The organism is Sphingobacterium sp. FBM7-1, assembly GCF_020687765.1.
Taxonomy (GTDB): Bacteria; Bacteroidota; Bacteroidia; order Sphingobacteriales; family Sphingobacteriaceae; genus Sphingobacterium.
Genome location: NZ_JAJEWJ010000003.1, coordinates 18,969 through 37,588 on the forward strand (window position 1 = coordinate 18,969; position 18,620 = coordinate 37,588).

13 protein-coding genes are annotated in these 18,620 nt (G+C 45.1%); 5 read left to right on the forward strand and 8 right to left on the reverse strand.

Translation table 11 applies throughout. The features are described 5' to 3' along the window. The first annotated feature begins 8 nt into the window (after nt 1–8). From LKO28_RS06855 to LKO28_RS06870, 4 genes are all read left to right on the forward strand, one after another. The gene (locus tag LKO28_RS06855; RefSeq protein ID WP_227693960.1) at nt 9–1,079 is read left to right on the forward strand and encodes a DUF6695 family protein; all 1,071 of its coding nucleotides are present in this window, start codon (nt 9–11) and stop codon (nt 1,077–1,079) included. A gap of 4 nt (nt 1,080–1,083) precedes the next feature. Next, nucleotides 1,084–1,452 (forward strand): aspartate 1-decarboxylase, encoded by a 369-nt coding sequence (gene panD / locus LKO28_RS06860; protein WP_227693961.1) that lies wholly within the window; start codon nt 1,084–1,086, stop codon nt 1,450–1,452. A gap of 129 nt (nt 1,453–1,581) precedes the next feature. Then, nucleotides 1,582–1,974 carry a group III truncated hemoglobin gene (locus LKO28_RS06865; protein WP_227693962.1) on the forward strand — a complete coding sequence of 131 codons (393 nt, stop codon included), beginning with the start codon at nt 1,582–1,584 and terminating at the stop codon, nt 1,972–1,974. A gap of 16 nt (nt 1,975–1,990) precedes the next feature. Then, a complete protein-coding gene (locus tag LKO28_RS06870) occupies nt 1,991–2,296 on the forward strand; it encodes a Smr/MutS family protein (protein WP_227693963.1) in 306 nt (101 codons plus the stop codon). 36 nt (nt 2,297–2,332) lie between these two features. Here the strand turns inward: LKO28_RS06870 and LKO28_RS06875 are convergent, their stop codons facing one another. Next, nucleotides 2,333–2,563 carry a quinol oxidase subunit 4 gene (locus LKO28_RS06875; RefSeq protein ID WP_227693964.1) on the reverse strand — a complete coding sequence of 77 codons (231 nt, stop codon included), beginning with the start codon at nt 2,561–2,563 and terminating at the stop codon, nt 2,333–2,335. A 129-nt stretch (nt 2,564–2,692) separates the two neighbouring features. Here LKO28_RS06875 and LKO28_RS06880 point away from each other — a divergent pair, with 129 nt between their 5' ends. Beyond that, nucleotides 2,693–3,730, forward strand: coding sequence for a LacI family DNA-binding transcriptional regulator (locus tag LKO28_RS06880; protein WP_227693965.1), 1,038 nt, complete (start codon nt 2,693–2,695; stop codon nt 3,728–3,730). A gap of 66 nt (nt 3,731–3,796) precedes the next feature. Here LKO28_RS06880 and LKO28_RS06885 read toward each other — a convergent pair whose 3' ends face one another. From LKO28_RS06885 to LKO28_RS06915, 7 genes are all read right to left on the reverse strand, one after another. Further along, a complete protein-coding gene (locus tag LKO28_RS06885) occupies nt 3,797–5,749 on the reverse strand; it encodes a RagB/SusD family nutrient uptake outer membrane protein (RefSeq protein WP_227693966.1) in 1,953 nt (650 codons plus the stop codon). A 16-nt stretch (nt 5,750–5,765) separates the two neighbouring features. Beyond that, entirely contained in the window at nt 5,766–8,861 is a 3,096-nt protein-coding gene (locus LKO28_RS06890; RefSeq protein WP_227693967.1) for a SusC/RagA family TonB-linked outer membrane protein, read from the reverse strand. 244 nt (nt 8,862–9,105) lie between these two features. Next, nucleotides 9,106–11,763, reverse strand: a complete 2,658-nt coding sequence (locus LKO28_RS06895; RefSeq protein ID WP_227693968.1) for a beta-glucosidase — start codon at nt 11,761–11,763, stop codon at nt 9,106–9,108. Nucleotides 11,764–11,794: 31 nt separating this feature from the next. Continuing rightward, nucleotides 11,795–13,885 (reverse strand): hypothetical protein, encoded by a 2,091-nt coding sequence (locus LKO28_RS06900; RefSeq protein ID WP_227693969.1) that lies wholly within the window; start codon nt 13,883–13,885, stop codon nt 11,795–11,797. 48 nt (nt 13,886–13,933) lie between these two features. Continuing rightward, nucleotides 13,934–15,802: a sialate O-acetylesterase gene (locus LKO28_RS06905; protein WP_227693970.1), complete on the reverse strand. Its 1,869-nt coding sequence runs from the start codon at nt 15,800–15,802 to the stop codon at nt 13,934–13,936. Then, complete coding sequence (locus LKO28_RS06910) at nt 15,795–17,177, reverse strand: glycoside hydrolase family 43 protein (protein WP_227693971.1); 1,383 nt, start codon at nt 17,175–17,177, stop codon at nt 15,795–15,797. Before LKO28_RS06910 ends, LKO28_RS06905 begins: the two co-directional genes overlap by 8 nt. A 23-nt stretch (nt 17,178–17,200) precedes the next feature. Next, nucleotides 17,201–18,613, reverse strand: a complete 1,413-nt coding sequence (locus LKO28_RS06915) for a glycoside hydrolase family 43 protein (RefSeq protein WP_227693972.1) — start codon at nt 18,611–18,613, stop codon at nt 17,201–17,203. Nucleotides 18,614–18,620: the final 7 nt, after the last annotated feature.

Genomic DNA, 18,620 nt, shown 5'->3' on the forward strand with positions numbered 1-18,620 from the left:
ATCTAAACATGTATACTTTCAACGATATCGCCATACCGATTTCCTGGCCCGACAAAACCGCATGGGGAGACGAAAAATGGATGGCCTTTTTAAAGCGGATCGGTCTTGTTAAAAGCCTCCATTTTAAAGTCGGACATGCGGCTCTCTTACTTGTTGAGCAATATACGGGCAATATACGATATTACGATTTTGGTCGTTATTTATCGCCTCGCGGTTACGGCCGGGCGAGATCGGCTCTTTTTGATCCACGCTTGGAGATTTCCACTAAAGCACAGATTACACCACAGGGCGAGATACGGAATATAGCAGATATATTGATAGAACTAGATAAAAAAGAAGAAGCCACACACGGAGGCGGACGCACCGTATTTTCAATATGCAAACAGATTTCCTTTTCAAAATGTGTGGCTTATGCTGAGAAACTAGTAGCCGAAGGGCCTATTTTATATGGCGCGCTCGCTAAGAATAACAACAGTTGCTCCCGGTTTGTTGCGCAAGTATTAACGGAAGGCATGGATGTAGACGATAAAAGACGTCGCAAAATATTATATCCAGAATGTATCAAAGCGAGTCCGACAAGTAATGTGGTGAATGCAACCCCCAACAACGAAGTTTTATGTTATGAAGGAGGCGTCATTCAGCAGTGGAAAATGAAACGTAAAGATTCGCTCTTGTTTCAGTTTGGCTTGCTTAAAGATAATTTTACCAAAAAAGACCCGCAGGATATGGCATCGGATCGAGCACCGGGAATGATCACCGCTCCAGCACGTCCAGCCCTAGTGCCCCTGCATGCGCAATGGATTGGCGGTATCGGAGAAGGCGCTTGGCTCCACTTAGAGCACCTCGAAGGTGAAAACACATTTGTCATTTATAAGTATGACGCTTCCGGAAAGTTAGAATATAAAATCCAAACGAACTGCGTCCAAAATTTTGACATTAACCGCCCTTATACGTTTACCCCTAACTTTCTATATAATAGTTATTCGATTTTGCAGGACGGTAATCTCTATATATTTTCAGCGGAATCGACTATAGATCATACAAACAATAATCAACAAAACATAAAAGCTATTTTATAATACTATGGAATTAACAATTTTAAAAGCGAAAATCCACACCGTTAAGGTTACAGAAGCAAATGTGGAATACAACGGGTCTATAACAATCGACGCTGATTTGCTCGACGCAGCGGGTATCAAGAAATACGAACAGGTTTACATTAACAACGCCATAAATGGCAGCCGTATTATGACCTATGTCTTACCGGGAAAAAGAGGGAGCGGAGAGGTTTGTATGAACGGTGGTGCGGCGTTACACGCCAAAGTGGGAGATACCGTTCATATCCTTTCTTTTATCCAAATTTCGCCCGAAGAGGCCGAAACCTATCAGCCGACTCTAGTATTTACCGAGGGAGAAAACAAAATCAAATCAGTAGAAAAATACAATTATTAGAAAACGGTGCCGTGCCATTGTCTATCGCATATGTAAAGGTTGCATTGTACAGACAATGGCGCCGCCTTTTATGTGCCGGATCATATTTTTTATCCGATTTGTTCCCTAACTTTGCATGGGAGGCATATTATGGTGAAAGCAGATATACAAACATTAACAGACGTTAAATTGATGGTCGATACGTTCTACGGTCGTGTGCAGGAAGACGATAGTATCGGACCGATATTTGACAGCAAACTAGCAGGTCGCTGGCCAGAACATCTAGAGAAAATGTATACCTTTTGGCAGACTATCCTCCTTGATGAGTACACTTATCAAGGACGCCCCTTCCCACCCCACGCACAGCTGCCGATCGAAGCAGCACATTTTGAGCGCTGGTTACAGCTTTTTGACCAAACGGTTAACGATCTATTTGAAGGCCCAGTAGCGGAGGAAGCGAAAAGCAGAGGTCGGAAAATGGCCGCTCTATTTCAAGTGAAGCTTGACCATATCCGGCAATCGCCTTTTAAGCCTTTGTTGTAATATAATCGCGATGACTATGGCACGGACCTTACCGAGACCCTCGAAGACAGTGGATTTACATGCAGAAGCGTTTTTAAACAACCTAGATACTTACGAGTCCGACGAATTGCTAGCGGAATCCTTGGAGTATATGCGGGAAATGCTCGACGCTGCGATCTATTGGAATTATACCGAAATTCGCTTTATCCATGGTAAGGGAAAAGGTATGCTGCGCCAAGCCGTTTATGAAGAATTGGCGTACTATAAACGAAACGGTGCTATCGCGAATTACCATCCCGCCTATCACAACGACGATATCGTGGTGGTACATATCGGGTTGTGACCTAAACATAAAACGTTAGTGCTTGAAAAAATCCAACTAACGTCCGAAATGAATAAAGACATCATGTTTGTAATGTCCTCTTCCCCGCTTTGCTTTCTTATATTTTTTCTTTTTCTGACCTGGAGCATGTCGTTTGGCCGATTTATCCCCATAAATTTTCTTCGCCTTGCCTGGCGGCAAATGTCCGTGCGGATGTCGATGCGAATAGCACGACGTGAATGCTAAAAACATCATTATGGTTAAGGCAAATCCTAAAATTCGTTTCATATGCAATCAATATTTTTAGTTAGAATGCAAATACCAAGCCAAACTCCCAATGTATCGCTTATCTAATCTATTCCATGTGTTTATCGGAATTAATCGATAATTTCGCAAGAAACAAATCAAAGGTTAAACATGGGCAAAGTCAATATAAAATCTATCGCGGCAGCGCTTAATCTCTCTCCCGCTACGGTTTCCAGAGCGTTGAACGACAGCCATGAAGTAAAAGCTACAACGAAGGAGCGCGTGCTCGCCTATGCAGCAAAACATCATTATAGGCCAAACCCATTTGCCAAACATCTCAAAACTGGAAAAACGAATTTAATCGGGGTCGTCATCCCATTTCTTTCCAGTCCGTTCTTTTTAGAGTTTATTGACGAGCTATACAAACTCTCCTTATTACAACACTATACGCTACTCCCCTTTCAAACACAAAACAACGAAAGAACAGAAAAAGAAGCTCTGGATTTTCTCATTCGTCAAAATGTAGCCGGGATTATCATTTCGCCTGCATTTGAAAATTCGAATACCGAATTGCTAAAAAGCATCCATTATGACCATTGTCCAGTTATCTTATTTGACCGTATACAACACGATCTGAACACTTATAAAATAGGTATTCACAATAGTCTCGAAACATTTAAAGCTACCGAAGAACTGATTAAAAAAGGACGCAAACGAATTGCCTTCCTTTGTGGAAAAGATATCGGCAATGCGAAAGACCGTATCCGCGGTTATAAAAATGCCCTTCACAATTACAGTATTCCTTTTCAAAAAGACTATGTGATCGATGCAGACTATCAAGATCCTACGGAAAACATCGATAGTGAACTCAAGGAAATTTTCCAAAGGCTACAGACCGCCGATCATATGCCAAATGCCATCGTCGGCGGTACGGATACGCTATCAATTAAGATTTTGGGGGTATTAGCTGACCTAGATCTCCGCGTTCCAGACGACGTTGCTGTGATCGGTTTCACGAATACCAATCTAGCGAACTATTTAAATCCGGCCTTATCTACGATTCGACAACCAACACAACAAATGGCACAACTTGCGCTCGATTTATTGATCCGTTTGATGGAAAAGCAACAAGACAGACGAGAAATTCAATATGATGATTTTCTATTGGGAGCCACGACGATCTATAGGAAATCAACGGAGATAGCATAAAAAAACTCGTTCATCTGAATAAAAAGATGAACGAGTTTAGAAAAACACGAGATTTTCTAGCGAGAATTAATTATATCCCGGATTTTGATAAGCAGCTTTTTCTGCTTCTGTCATTTCCATATCGTCTAGCTGACCTGTCGGTATTGGACGCAAATAATGGAAAGGTTGAATATCTCTCGTAAACGTAATCGGTGTATGGTCATTGATGTCGGGTCCCGCGATCTGGTATGTCTTTGCGACATCGGCCCAACGCTGTGTCCTGACCAAATCAAACCAACGGTAGCCTTCCCCAAAATATTCCCTTGAACGCTCATCGAGAATATAATCGATGGTGATGTTTGCCGGAGTCGCTGCCATCATTTCCGCGCTCAAATCTTCATTTTTCTCGATATTGCCATTATTATCCCAACGCCAAACTCCCGCACGCCTCCGAATAACATTAATGAGATCACGCGCACTTTTGCCCCCCTGCACGGACGCGCCCTTGACAGCTGCCTCTGCCGCAACGAAATACAATTCTGAAAATTTAGCGATATTGAAGGGGCGTGTACTTCCACCGTTCGGCTGACCTAAGCCCGTACCATTATCGGTACGATACGTACCTAGCTTCCACAAGTTCGGGTATTTTCTCCTACTGATTGCGCTAGGTGGAATCACAAAATCTGCTCTCCCAGTGATAACACCAGCTCCCACATTACTATTATATGTAGTATTCGAATAATCGACCGCTGCAGTAGGCTCTTCATCTAAAATAGTCAGTATCGCATCCCCTGGCTGAACTTCCAAGCCGTTGGCATTGTAAAGCACCGCATTGGCGATACCTCCTTTATTCCAATTAGCTCTCCACGTCGTCACAAATGTTCCATCATATCGCGAGTCGTTCGTTTTGTCTGCAAACGTGTTGATAATCGCGTTTTGGGTTGGTGCCATCCGTGTCCACGGCCGGCCGTACGCTTGTGCTGCCTCTCGCTGAACCGACCTTACCTTCTCTTTCCATTCTGGCGTCTTTGCACTTTCCAAAAATGTATAATCCCAGGTGACCATCCAAACAGCAAAGTTATCCGGTGCTCCGCCACCTCCATAAGAATGACTTCCTCCGTTAAAATACTCACTATCTTCCGTATGGTCAGCGTAGAGCATAATTTCGCTATTCCGGTCGTTCGGGCCATAGTTTACGTCATAATAAGTTCCTTGGAGACTAAAATTTCCCGGATTATCAATCCCCTCGACTGCAACGTCGTATGCTTTTTGATAATAATATTGCGCGTCGTGACCATCTGGATCCGTGCGTGCCGTCTCCGGATAGGTCGGTATATTGTTGGGATTTTCCAACCACCATGCATACGTGAGATATGCTTTCGAAAGATATAAGCGGGCCAAGGTCTTGGTCGCACCTCCCGTAACACGTCCGACATCGGGCAAGTCTTCAATGGCCTTCAATAGATCCGGAAAGACAGCACGCGTATATACCTCCGGAACCGTGTTACGAACCGATGTCCGGATCGTTGATGTATTGAACTTTAGTTCACCCGATCCCAAATCCAATGGAACGCCACCAAAGGACTGTACCAACATAAAATAATCAAATCCTCTAAAAAAATAAGCTTCGGCGACGATGGCATCCGAAATGCCCTCTACTTCCACCGCATTTTCTATCACGCCGTTTGCCGTATTTATCGCTGGAAAAGCTTCGTTCCACAATACGTCTGATCGGCTACTGCTCGGTGTCAACGATCCCACTCCTGACAAATCCGCATCTTTGAAATTCCCATCTGCTTGTTGTGCGTAGGTATATTCGTCTGTACCCGTCAAAGTAGCGTTATAATAATATCCATTCCCATAGATATTTCTCAAATGTCCGTATAACGCGGTAATACCGCCTAGTATACCTTTCTCTGTTTTAAAGAATTCCGGTGTAAAAACACTTCTCGGCTCTTCCTCTAAAATTTTTGAACAGCCGCCCAGTGTTAATGTCGCCATGATAACACCCGACACTATTTTTATATATATATTTTTCATAACTAACATCCTCTTCTTAAAATGATACATTAAGTCCGATCATATAATTTCTGTTGGTCGGGGTGTTGGTACCAATGACCATAAGTCTGCTTTGGTAAGAAGCCACCGCTTGGTTCTCATTTCCTCTCGAGTTCGGTTCGGGATCCATCCCAGACTCGCTATGATATGGAGAAAATAATACAAAAGGATTTTGTACCGTTCCATAAATCCGTAAACCACCGATACCTGCTCTCTGTAGCCATCCCTCACTATTGAAGTTATATCCCAGCGAAATCGTTCTGACTTTTAAATAAGAGGCATCAAAATACCCCAGTGTGCTTCCATATTTCGGGTTATCTCCGCTGGCTATCCCACCCGGTTTCGGATATTTGGCATCGGTGTTCTCCGGCGTCCAATAATCCACTTTCACATTATTCCGACGTCCGCTCATCAGGTTTAAATAACTCGCAGACGAATACAGCGAACTGATTAACGTTCCGCCGTTTTTAAATGCCGCAACAAGCCCTAAGTCGAACCCCTTATATGCCAGACGTGTATTAAAGCCCCCTTCAAAACGTGGATTAACATCCATAATCTGGCGATCGTCGTCGTTAATTTGGCGTACAGGCGCTCCGTCGGCATCGTATTCTCCGGTATATCTCACTTTGATCATACCCGGGTTTCCACCGGGTTCCAGAATATTCAAATAAGGATCGCCTTCCTGCCATAGACCTATTTTTTCATGGTCATAAATCACGTCAATTGGATGGCCTACGAACCATGTATTTCCCACATCGCGATCACTTCCGGAAGAAAGTGCTAATAACTTATTCCGATTCAAATAGAAGTTAAATCCAGCTTCCCAAGTCAATCCTTCCGGGTTATCAAGAATCAAACCATCCAGCGAAAACTCAAAACCCTTGTTTTGTGTCTCGCCTATATTCCCCATGTAACTACCTACACCCGATGAAGACGGCAATCCAACACTCAACAACAGATCTTTTGTATGCTGCGTGTAATATTCCAAAGTACCCCGTAACCTATTATTCAATAAAGCAAAGTCTACCCCATAATTCCAAGTTTTGGTGTATTCCCACCCCAAGGCCGCATTCGGTAATTCTGACATATAATATCCCATAACAAACTCATCCGCGAAATTATAAGGCCTTGTAGAGAGCTGCCCTAATGTTTTGTATGGCGCTACCGACTGATTAGAGGTTTGACCGAATCCGACACGGAATTTCAACAGATTTAACCAACTCACATCCGAGAGGAACGATTCCCTTTTTGCATTCCATCCTGCAGATACTGCCGGATAAGCATGCCATTTATGACCAGGAGCGAGACGAGAAGAGCCATCCGTCCGGATAGTAGCACTCAGCATATATTTTCCATCGTAATCATACATTACACGTCCCATCCAAGACATTAATCCTGTTTTGTAATAGTCCTGATTATTTGGATTGACTGTAATCTCTCCCGTGGCATGCCCCAAATTATAGAACTGAAACTGATCTGCAGGGATATGCAATGCCGAAACATGTGAGCTATTGTAGCGGATTTGCTCTGCCGAATACAATCCCACAACGTTTAAATTGTGCTTTTCGGCGAAAGTACGATCATACGTTAGCAAATTTTCAATGGTCCATTGGGTATGCAAGGAGTTATTAATCGAGGCATTGGACGGAGCTGTTATTTCGGAACTGAAAACACCCTCGCCGGTATAAGCCCCTCCATTCGTTGATCTAAAGTTAAGCCCAACATTCGCCCTATACTTTAACCCCTCAATACCCGGTATTTCCACTTCTCCAAAAAACGTGTTGTAGGATCCAAAACCTTTCGCCATGTCTACCCACTTGTTTCCTAAATTCTCTATCCTATCCTGCGTATATACCCAATGGTTATCCTGCGCCATACGGACAATATCTTTTAAAGAACCATCCTCATTATAAGGATTTGCAATAGGCGTCGTGCTCAAAGTCGTATAAACACCTAAATTGTTTCCGTTATTAACCGAATAACTATTATTGGTACTAAATCCTACCCGTACCCGCTCTCCGATTTTCTGGTCTAAGCTTCCCCTCAACGAAAAACGATCGAAATTTTGGCCAGGCAAGACAGCCTCATCGCGGAAATAACCCGTACTAAAATTATAGATTGTTTTTTCCGTACCCCCCGAAACACTAAGATCCTGACTGGTCATGATACCATTTTTGTATAATAGATCCTGCCAGTCTACATCTACATCGTCCGATTCGTCTACGCCATTCTGATATAGGCCAGCGGCTTTTCTAAGCTCGACAAACTCGGCCCCGTTCATCATCGGATAACGCGCAAACAGCGTTTTCAGTCCCGTATAGGTATTAAACGTTACTCTTGCCTTTTGCCCAAGATACCCCTTATGCGTCGTGACGAGGATAACGCCATTTGCTCCCCGCGAACCGTAAATAGCTGTGGCGGAGGCGTCTTTCAAGATATCTACACTTTTGATGTCAATGGGATTGATATCACCAATCGATCCGGCAAACGGAATACCATCCAATACAATCAGTGGGTCGTTGCTCGCATTCAAAGAGCGTGTACCCCGGATACGTATTTGCATAGCCGCCCCCGGTTTGGACGAAGTCTGCGTCATCTGAACCCCAGCAACGCGTCCTTGTAAAGCTTGTGTAATGTTCGCCGCTGGTACTTCATTCATTTTTTCCCCACTAATCGAGGCTACCGAGCCTGTCACCGCTTCTTTCCTTTGTGTACCATAACCGACGACAACCACCTCATCCATGGCAATATCAGCAGCCATCATAGTAATTTTCAGCGTAGTTTCATTCCCCAGCGGGTGTTCCCTCGTCTCAAAACCGATATACGAAAATACCAAGACGGCACCTGGATTTACGTTCACTGAAAAACTTCCTTGGGCGTCGGTTGATGCACTAGTAGTAGTTCCCTTCACCTGCACTGAAACCCCAACTAAAGGATTTCCGGCTTCAGAAACCACACTTCCGCTCACCACTCTTTCCTGGGCCCACGCCGTAGAAGCAAACATAAATAACGAGAGAAATATCAGCCAATATCGAGGGATTTCGTTCCTCGCTTTGCACGGCCGTAACGATAAAAAGTTGAGTTTTGATATCATAATGTATTTATTTAGTTTATGTTTTCTCACTGTACAACCGGTTGCATAAACATGGATTAAACGAGAACAAATCCACTAATCTGTAACAAAGAACATCAGGTTTATGAATTATATCCCATGAGCACGCCTTCTTTCGAAGGCATGCTTCTCGGTTGCTGATACAATTATAAAAATCTCTTCAACTACAGTTGTTCACATATGTAACATAAACATTTCAATTCGTTACTTTATGGGTTTATTCGCTTTAATCAATGATTTTGAATGTTAAATTTTTCAAAGCACTATCCGCCGAACTGCCGCCGTAAAGTATCGTATACGCACCGGATTTTAGCTGCAGACTCTCCGCTTCTTCATCATAGAAATGAAAAGCATCGGGTTTAATTTCTATATCGACCGTTTTTGATTCGCCGGCCTTAAGTGGAATCCGTGCGAATGCACGTAACGATTTAATGGGCGCGAGTACATCATTATTTCTCGCCACATAAACTTGTACTACCTCTTCGCCATCTATCTTCGATATGTTGGTAACCGGAATGGACAGCTTCACCGGACTATTGCCATCGATCGCGGATTGTGATAACTGCGCTTGTCCATACGAAAAAGTAGCATAACTCAACCCGTGGCCAAACGCATACAATGGATTCTCCTTCATATACCGGTACGTGCGGCCCTGCATATCATAATTTTCAAAGCCCTGCCGCCTCTCGTCTCCCGTTTGCGTTAGCGCACCATCCAGCTGTGCCAAGGATTTATAAAAAGTTATCGGCAAGCGCCCTGCAGGATTGTAATCTCCAAAAAGAACATCCGCAACGGCTGTTCCTGCCTCTTCTCCACCGTACCAGGCGCAAAGTAATGCGTCATAATTTTTTTCATCCTGTTCCAGGGCTAAGGCACTCCCGGTACACAAGACGAAGACTACCGGACTGCCGGTTTTACGCAATGCAGCCAACAGATCCCGTTGAACCTTCGGCAAGTCAATTGAAGTTCGATCCCCACCTTTGAAGCCCTCGGCATCCACGAACATTTCCTCTCCTTCTAATTGTGGGGATAAACCACCAACGTAGACAATAGCATCAACCCCTTTCAAACGTTCTGTTAAATCCGTAAAATCTGCCTTTTCCTTTTTGAACACAGAGAACCCCATGGTAAGAATACTGCCCATCTGACGATGCTCGAACACCACCGGATAAACCTTACCTTTCTCCACCTGCACAGCGTATTCTGCCCCGCGAACCGCTTCACGGCCTGTCATCTTACCGATCTCCTTACCGTCAAAAGTCACCACGTAACCATCATTGGCATGCGCTTTAAAAACAACCTCACCTGTGTAAGGTGCTACGAAAACGCCCGAAATACGCGTAGATGTGTTTTCTAGATGAACATCCTGCGCTAAGGCAGTACCACCCCGATTCGAATACTCAATGCCCAAACGATTTACTAACGTGCGGATAGGTTTTCCTTCTAAGGCGTTGTTATTGTAAAACTCAACTTGCAAACCACGCTCACCATCTTTCTTCGTTAAGAACGATTCATACAGAGAGTGTCTCACCCAAGGGTCGACAAGATCACTGCCTTTTTCATAGATGACTTCTGCATTTGGTACTTTCCTTCGGATGCCCTCTAAAATTGTAACGGTCGATGTCGGCGTACCGTTATAATTTCCCCATAGCATCATACTGTCTGCCGCATTAGCTCCCACCACTGCAATCCGTTTGCTATCCTTACGCAAAGGAAGGGTCTGGTTTGCATTCTTTAATAACGTCATGGACTGACGAGCTACATCCAATGCCTGCTGCCGGTGCTTCGCAGAAGCTACAATATCATACGATAGTGTGCTCCACGGCACACGGTCTTCCGGATCGAACATACCCAGTTCAAACCAACCACGTAACACACGTCGCAAAGAAACGTTAATTTGTTCCTCCGTGATCAGTCCTTGCTTTACCGACGCCAGTAAATGCTCATAAGACTGTCCGCACTCCAGATCGGTCGATGTCAACACCGCATTCGCTACAGCTTCTGCAGGTGTGTCGTGCGATTCATGATGACCTTTTTTGTAAAAGTCATCAATTGCCCAGCAGTCCGATACCACCATCCCATCGAAACCCCATTTATTGCGGAGAATATCCATCATCAACCGGTCACTTCCGCAACAAGGCTGTCCTTCAAAGGCATTGTAAGCACACATCACTTCCTGCACATTTCCCTCTTGAACCAAAGCTTGAAAAGCCGGAAGATAAGTTTCCCATAAATCCCGGTTCGAAACGACCGCATTATACGAGTGTCTGTTCCATTCCGGACCACTATGTACGGCATAATGTTTTGCGCAGGCATGCGTTTTAAAATACTTGTCATCGTCTCCCTGCAGACCTTTTACCGCCGCCAACCCCAAACGAGTCGTCAGATGGGGATCTTCTCCATATGTTTCTTGTCCACGTCCCCATCTTGGATCACGAAAAATATTGATGTTGGGTGTCCAGAAGCTCAAACCATAATAACGTCCCCGCTCACCTTGCTTCACGGCTTCATTATATTTAGCTCTGGCTTCATCCGAAATAATCTCAAACGTTTTTAGGTGATTTTGTTCATCCCAAGTCGCTGCCATACCGATAGCTTGTGGAAACACAGTCGCTTTTCCCGAACGTGCCACGCCGTGCAAAGCTTCGTTCCACCAATCATACGCCGGAATCCCCAAGCGTGGCACTGGCTTTGAACTGTTCATCATCAAACCAACCTTCTCTTCCAATGACAATAAGCTTATCAAATTTTCTATACGTTCTTCCGTAGGAAGATCCGGGTTTCTAAAAGGGTATTCTTCGTCGTTTAACTGGCTCTTAAATGTAAAAGCCGTGAAAGTTAGCAGCAGAAGCCCTCCCATAAAGTAAAAAACATTGTTCTTCATATCCTGTAAATTAGCTACTCATGCGACCGCTTTATTCCGAAGCAAACACCACGCGATGTGTTTTCACCACACCGTTATAATCGAACGCGACGGAAGCCTCCCCTTGTACAGATTCCGCTTGGGTAACATGTACTTGTACATCCGGGTTGTCCGCAGTTGCCGAGATCTCAGGTATGCCCTTTGTACCTGCAGGTAGTGGGAAAGTCGTTTCGTATAGATCATATCCCACAATACCATTCGCATTCGTCGATCTAACCGGTGTATCGGAAAGCTTAATTTCCTTTCCGTTTACCGCGATGCTGACAGTCGGAACGATCGGACGAACGATTTCCTTTTTATTGGAGCTGAAACCGATACCCGCTAAATCAAAAAGCACCTCCGACCCATCGCCTTCAGCAACCAAAAAGATGGCGTGCTTTTTATCTAAATGATCTACAAACTTAGCAACGTCTACCGTAAATTTTGTCTCTTGCTCTTCAGCACCAGCAGGAACTGTTATCTCCCCGATCTTTTTCCCATTCCAAGCCTCGTTATCCCATGGTCCATCCAACCAAACATTCACCTTAAAAGTTTTTGCTGTTTTGGGTGTAAGAAATACATTGAAGGCCGTTTCATTACCTCTATTTGTTCCTTCAAAGGCTTTTAATCCCTTTTTATCCTGATCAAGTCCGCCGAAACCAAAATATTTATACCCGATAATATGACCATCTTTTACCTTTGTAATCGGCATATGGTTATCCCAGATATCCCAGGAGTCTTGCATCGTGCTTATATCGGAAAGATAGCACGCGTAGCCCGCCGAGTAGTACTGATAAGGATCCAAACCATATACGTGAAAACCTTCTGACGTCACCTCTGCTCCCGTATATTCCCTTCCTTGACTATCTTTGGCCGTCCATGTACTATCCGCAGCATACGGATCATACGCACGGATTCGCACCGTACCACCCTCGGCTACCGATTTTTCGTCCCAATCAATAAAGATCGGCGCTACTACAGCCTGACGTGCGAAACCAAAATTTCTCGGAGGCCTGTGGTAAAAAGCATACCATTGTCCGTTAATCAACTCAATACTCCCATGCGTGTTGTGTCCGCCATTGGTAGTCACCAAAGCACTACCGTCCTGATTCAGCACCGGCCCGCGTGAATCAACCAACACACCGCCACTTTTCCATGGCCCCAAAGGAGAGTCACCTACGAGATACCTTAGGGTAGAGTTAGAGCTACCGATACCATACTCAGGGCCAGAGTATCCGCTATAGACCGAAACGTACTTATTACCAACCTTACGAATCGAAGACGCCTCAAAAAAGTTGAACGAGCCTAAGTCTTCCCCCGGTAAGATATTCGGATATTCCGTTCCTTCTGGATCACGCAACTGGCCATATCGGGCACTTGCCGGTATAAAATAATTGATAACCTCCGTTCCCGGTCTAACCGAATACATCGTGTTTTGGTCTAACTGAGCCGCTAAGGACCTTTGAAAACCCCAATATCCATACGCTCGGAAGCCGATTTCATAATCCGGATCCGTCGGATCGGTGACATATTCAATATATACGGCCGGATCGAATCCCAAGACACTTCCCGGTACCGTACGCGTTCCATCTGCTGTTAAATTAACAGGTTTGAACGGCCCATCCGGACGATCTCCCTTTGCCACCATTGCCTCTCTATGCGGACCCCGGCTGTGCGGATATAAATAATATTCCTTTGTTCCATCCTTCTTTTTGACCTCCACCAGATCTGGTGCATACATCACATCCCACTGACCATCTATTTCATAAGTAAAAATAGGACCTTCATCGCGCCAGCTTGATAAATCTTCAACCGGTGCAGACCACATCCGTATATCTGGTCCGCAGTAACTATCTAAGCGTAAATCATGTGATCCGATAATATATGCCCGGTATTTCCCGGGATTATCCGGATCTTCAAATACCCGAGGTTCTCCATCCGGTATATGCTCCCAAAGGGGTAAATAGGGGTTTCCGGCCGCTTGGTGAACAAATTTCTGTTGAGAAATTGTTCCTTGCGTGGCATGTTCCTGCCCTTTTACCCCGGTTACAGAAAACAATGTCGCAGCAACGACAGATAAGACAATTTTCTTTTTCTTAAACATAACTTTAAATATCTTATAAATGACTTCTATATAAATTCTTTCTATCTTCTACCAATCATCCGTACGGAACGGCGAGGCGAGCAAGCCCGCTTTATTTTCCAGATTGGCGTCTTCCGGGTTATTGCTCCATCCATACCGAACAGCTATCGGATTTTTTATGTCCGCACTACTGACAATAACCGTATTCCCTTTGATCACCGCATCTGCCCAAACAAATTTCTTATCGGATCCTGCAATCGCAAAATGCCGCAACGCGCCTCCTCTACTTCGTAACCCTCCATCTATCTCCTTGAAATACAACACCACCTTATCACCTTCTATTTTCATATCCTGATACACTGGTCCGGAACTGACTATTTTTTCCGCATAAGACAACTTCCGCGCTCCCAAATGCAGTCGATGTGCGATATCCTTTTTGTTCAGTGGATGGATGTCGTTCCATTCGCCCACGTCATAGGTTACAGCGAGCGCCGTGTGCGGCACCTCCTGAGAAACCTTAAGCTGCGCTTCGCGTATCTCCGCCCAGCCGCTTTCCTGAGGTTTGTCTGATTTTTTCAAATAATTGGGTAACTGCACAAGCAAAAATGGTAATTCGGGAGCCTGATAGAGCTCCCGCCAATTGCTAATCAACGATTCCAGATGGGTTTGGTAATGATCGGGACGCCCGGCATTGGTCTCTCCTTGATACCAGATCGCTCCCCGCACCCGGTAGTTCCGGATAGGGTAAATCATACCGTTATATAATCCCGATCCAGCCGCTTTCAAATTACGAAGACGTTTTTTATAACCGTTAGCTTCATCTAGGTCTAACCCAACTTTATATCTCCATTCCCCAGTCAAATCCACCTCCATATCGTCTCCAATAATTTTATAAGACTTGTCTTCTACGAAACCACCATTTCCATTCTGCGCCGTCAGTTGTACCGTGATGTTATTTTTCCCAGCGCGCAACACACCTGCCGGAATATCGTACTTCCGAGGAGGATATTGGTACGGAGTCGACCCCACAAAATGACCGTTTACAAAAACCGAATCGCTGTCGATCAGCATCCCCAGATGCAGCTTCGCATGTCGCCCATCCATCGAAGGCGGGATCTCAAAATTCCGGCGATAATATACAACGCCTTTGGTTTCTAATCCCTGTGTGCGCCAAAGCCCGGGCACAACCATCGTTTGCCAGTCCACATCGTTCCAATCGGGCGTATTCCATTTTCCCGCTCCCCGATCGGTTCCTACGATCTTTAAACTATCGATAGCCTCTTGATCGATCAACAAATCTGGAAATTCCTTTAGATGCTCTTGGCTAATCCAGCTTTCGATAGCGGAGCCGCCCAAGCTGGAAACCAACATACCTACAGGCACTTTGGTGTGGTTATATGCTTCTTGCGCATAGAAATAAGCCAAAGCCGTCCAGTTCATCACTTCCGATGCCACGGCTGAGTGCCACTTTCCGCCCCTAGGGATAGCTTCTTGTACCGATTCGACCGCGTTTTGTGTCGGTATTTTAAAATGGCGGATCATGTGATTATTGGATACGTCTATCTCCGGGTAGCGGTCGGTCAGGCGCGCAATTGGCGTTTCCATATTAGATTGCCCCGATGCCAACCACACATCGCCAACCAGGATATCGCGGATCACGATTTCGTTGACCTCCATGATATACGGTCCTCCTACCGCTTGCGGCGGCAACTGCACCGACCATTTACCATCTTGTCCAGCCTCGGTATAGTAATGCTTCCCCTGAAAGCGGACGGTTACTTTCTCGCCTACATCGCCCCACCCCCAAATATCGAGGGTAATATCACGTTGCAAAACCATCTTGTCGCTGATGAGCTCGGGTAAACGTATCTTGGCGAAGGCGCCTGATCCGCCAAAAAAACAGAAAAAAAAGGTCAGTTGAAAAAACAGCTTAGCCATCCTGATTCTGTTTAGAAAACATCCAATAATCAAAATACATAATCACCCCGGGTTTACTCTTCGCTTTGAAAACAAAGTATACATCGTGCTTCCCCGAAACCTCAGGAATATCACTCGAAACCAACGCCCATCTATTATCTCCTCCTGTTCGTGGCACTTCCATTGTTGTCAATAATTGGCCCTCTATTCCATCCAGACGCACCTCCATCGTCACGCCCGTGTTGTGGGTTGTTCCGATCCGCGCGGTAAATTTAGAAGCTCCCGTAGCAAAATCTACTTCCTTTACGCTCGTATAAGCACCGTCTTGCATCGCTTGTACAAACACGCCCACCTCCGCATTTTGCTTTGCTTTGACGTGTTCAGACCAGGCGATCGTCTCCGCCTCCACTTTTTGATATGGATTCAATGGTTTCAGCTGCTCCGTAATGCCCTGCGTCATTTTTAAGGGTTTGATCGCGCCCTCTGCGGTAAATTCTACTTCTTCCACCGCGACAGAACGTGTAAAACCGCTGCCACCCGGCAGTGCACCATTGTGATAAAACAGATACGTCTTCCCTTTGAAATCGATAATTCCCGGATGGTTTGTAAAACTGCGTCCTTCCGTTGGCATTAACGTTCCGCCGTACTTCCACGGACCGATCGGCGATTCACTGGTCGAATAGCCTAAATGTTCTGGTATAGGCCCACCGCCCCACAATAGATAATACAACCCTTCTCTTTTATATAACCAAGGGGCTTCCTCATATAACGTCGGCCTCTTTTCCACGTTTCCTTCGCGCACACCGAATGCCTCCGATGTCATAGGAATCTCTGTAATTTTACCGCTCAGCGAAATCATATCTTTGTTCAGCTTCGCATGATACAGAAAAGGATTTCCCCAATACAGGTGAGCCTGTCCGTCATCGTCTATAAACACGGTGGGGTCAATGTCTCCTTCCTTCGTCTGCACCAAAGGATGCCCAAGCGGATCATAAAACGGTCCATAAGGACTGTCTGAGACCGCTACACCGATCGCCGGGCGATTGTTAATAGCGGATGTTATAGGCGCATATAGATAGAATTTACCATCCCGCTCAACCACCTGGATCGCCCAGGCATCTCCTTTTGCCCAATGGAATGTTTTGTAAGAGGCCACTACACCATGATCCGTCCAATTGATCATATCCTCCGTGGTATAGAGCTTCCAGTCGTCCATGACAAACCAAGTGGCATTGTCTTCGTCATGACTGGTATACAAGTATATTTTGTCATTGTAAACCATCGGCGCCGGATCGGCGGTGTACATGGTTTGCACAATGGGGTTTTGTGCTAAAGCGTTACCGATTCCCAGCAGCAACAAGCCCCCTAATAACTTTAGATTTTTGTTCATCATCATCGTATCCAAAACCATCTCAAATTTTATTTTTCAAAACGCCAATAATCAAAATTAAAAAGCTCCCGGCCAGCCGTTATGTTCTTTCCTTGAAATACAAAATAAACATCATGAACCCCCGATACGTTTCCAGTAATAGCACTCTTTAACGTCTTCCAACTATTCCATCCACCCGTACGGGGTACCTCAATCGACGCAATTTTCGATCCGGCGACACTATCTAGCCTTACATCTAAAATTCCACCATCGAGACCCGCCGCTATCGCTGCAGAAAAATGCTTCGGCTCATCTGTACCAAAATCGACTGCACGCACCTTGATAAATCCGCCAGTCCGGATACCGGTAACATACACGTTTCCAATCTCCTTTTCAGCAGTGGTACATTTCTCTGACCAAGCGATTGTTTCAGCCTCATTCCGTTCGAACGGATTTATCGTGCCCACCGGTTGTACGCCAACTTTGCTAATTGTAATCACCGGAATGGTTCCATCATGATTATAGGTAAATTCTTCGATGGCCGACGAACGCCCGTAGCTACCACCTTCTGGCAATAGGCCCGTATGATAAAAAAGATATGATTTTCCTTTGTAATCAATCACGCCACCATGGTTGGTAAAGCTATTTGTCGGTTGATCTGTCATAATCTTCCCTTGGTATTTCCAAGGACCTATAGGATGATCGCTTGTAGCATACGATAAAGACTCTGTACCTTTGGTCATGCCCGCATAAAGCAAATAATATTTTTTGTTACGTTTGTAAAACCACGGCCCCTCCACAAATACATCTTTATACTGCTCCGCCTTTTGTAAAACATCCTCACTTCTTCCCGGCTTGCGTAACCCTCCAAAAGACTCAACAGTTTGGGGAACTTCAACAATATCCCCTTCATAAGACACCATATCTTCATTGAGCTTAACGTAATATAGGTGTCCATTTCCCCAATATAGGTAGGCCTGTCCATCGCTATCAACATACGCGGTCGGATCAATATTCGACCAGCTCCCTGTCGTGATTAACGGTTTTCCAAGCGCATCTTTAAAAGGGCCGGTGGGGCTATCGGCAACCGCAACACCGATGGCCATATCGTTATCTACCGTTTGTGCGCAGATGTACCAATAGAATTGCCCATTCCGCTCCACACATTGTGCTGCCCACGCCCTATCCCGAGCCCAAGAGAAAGATTCCAACGAAATAGGTACACCATGGTCCGTCCAATTTACCATATCACCTGATGAATATACCCGCCACTTGGTCATGTAATAAAAATCATATCCCGGGATATCATCTCCGGTATACATATAGACGCGATCATTATATACCATAGGCGCCGGATCGGGAGTATAGCTCGTTTGTACAACCGGGTTTTGTGCACTCACCGCGTATATTCCGCATAAAGTTGCGCCTAGGAGCGAGCTCAAACATTTCTTTGTAATTATCATATCAGGC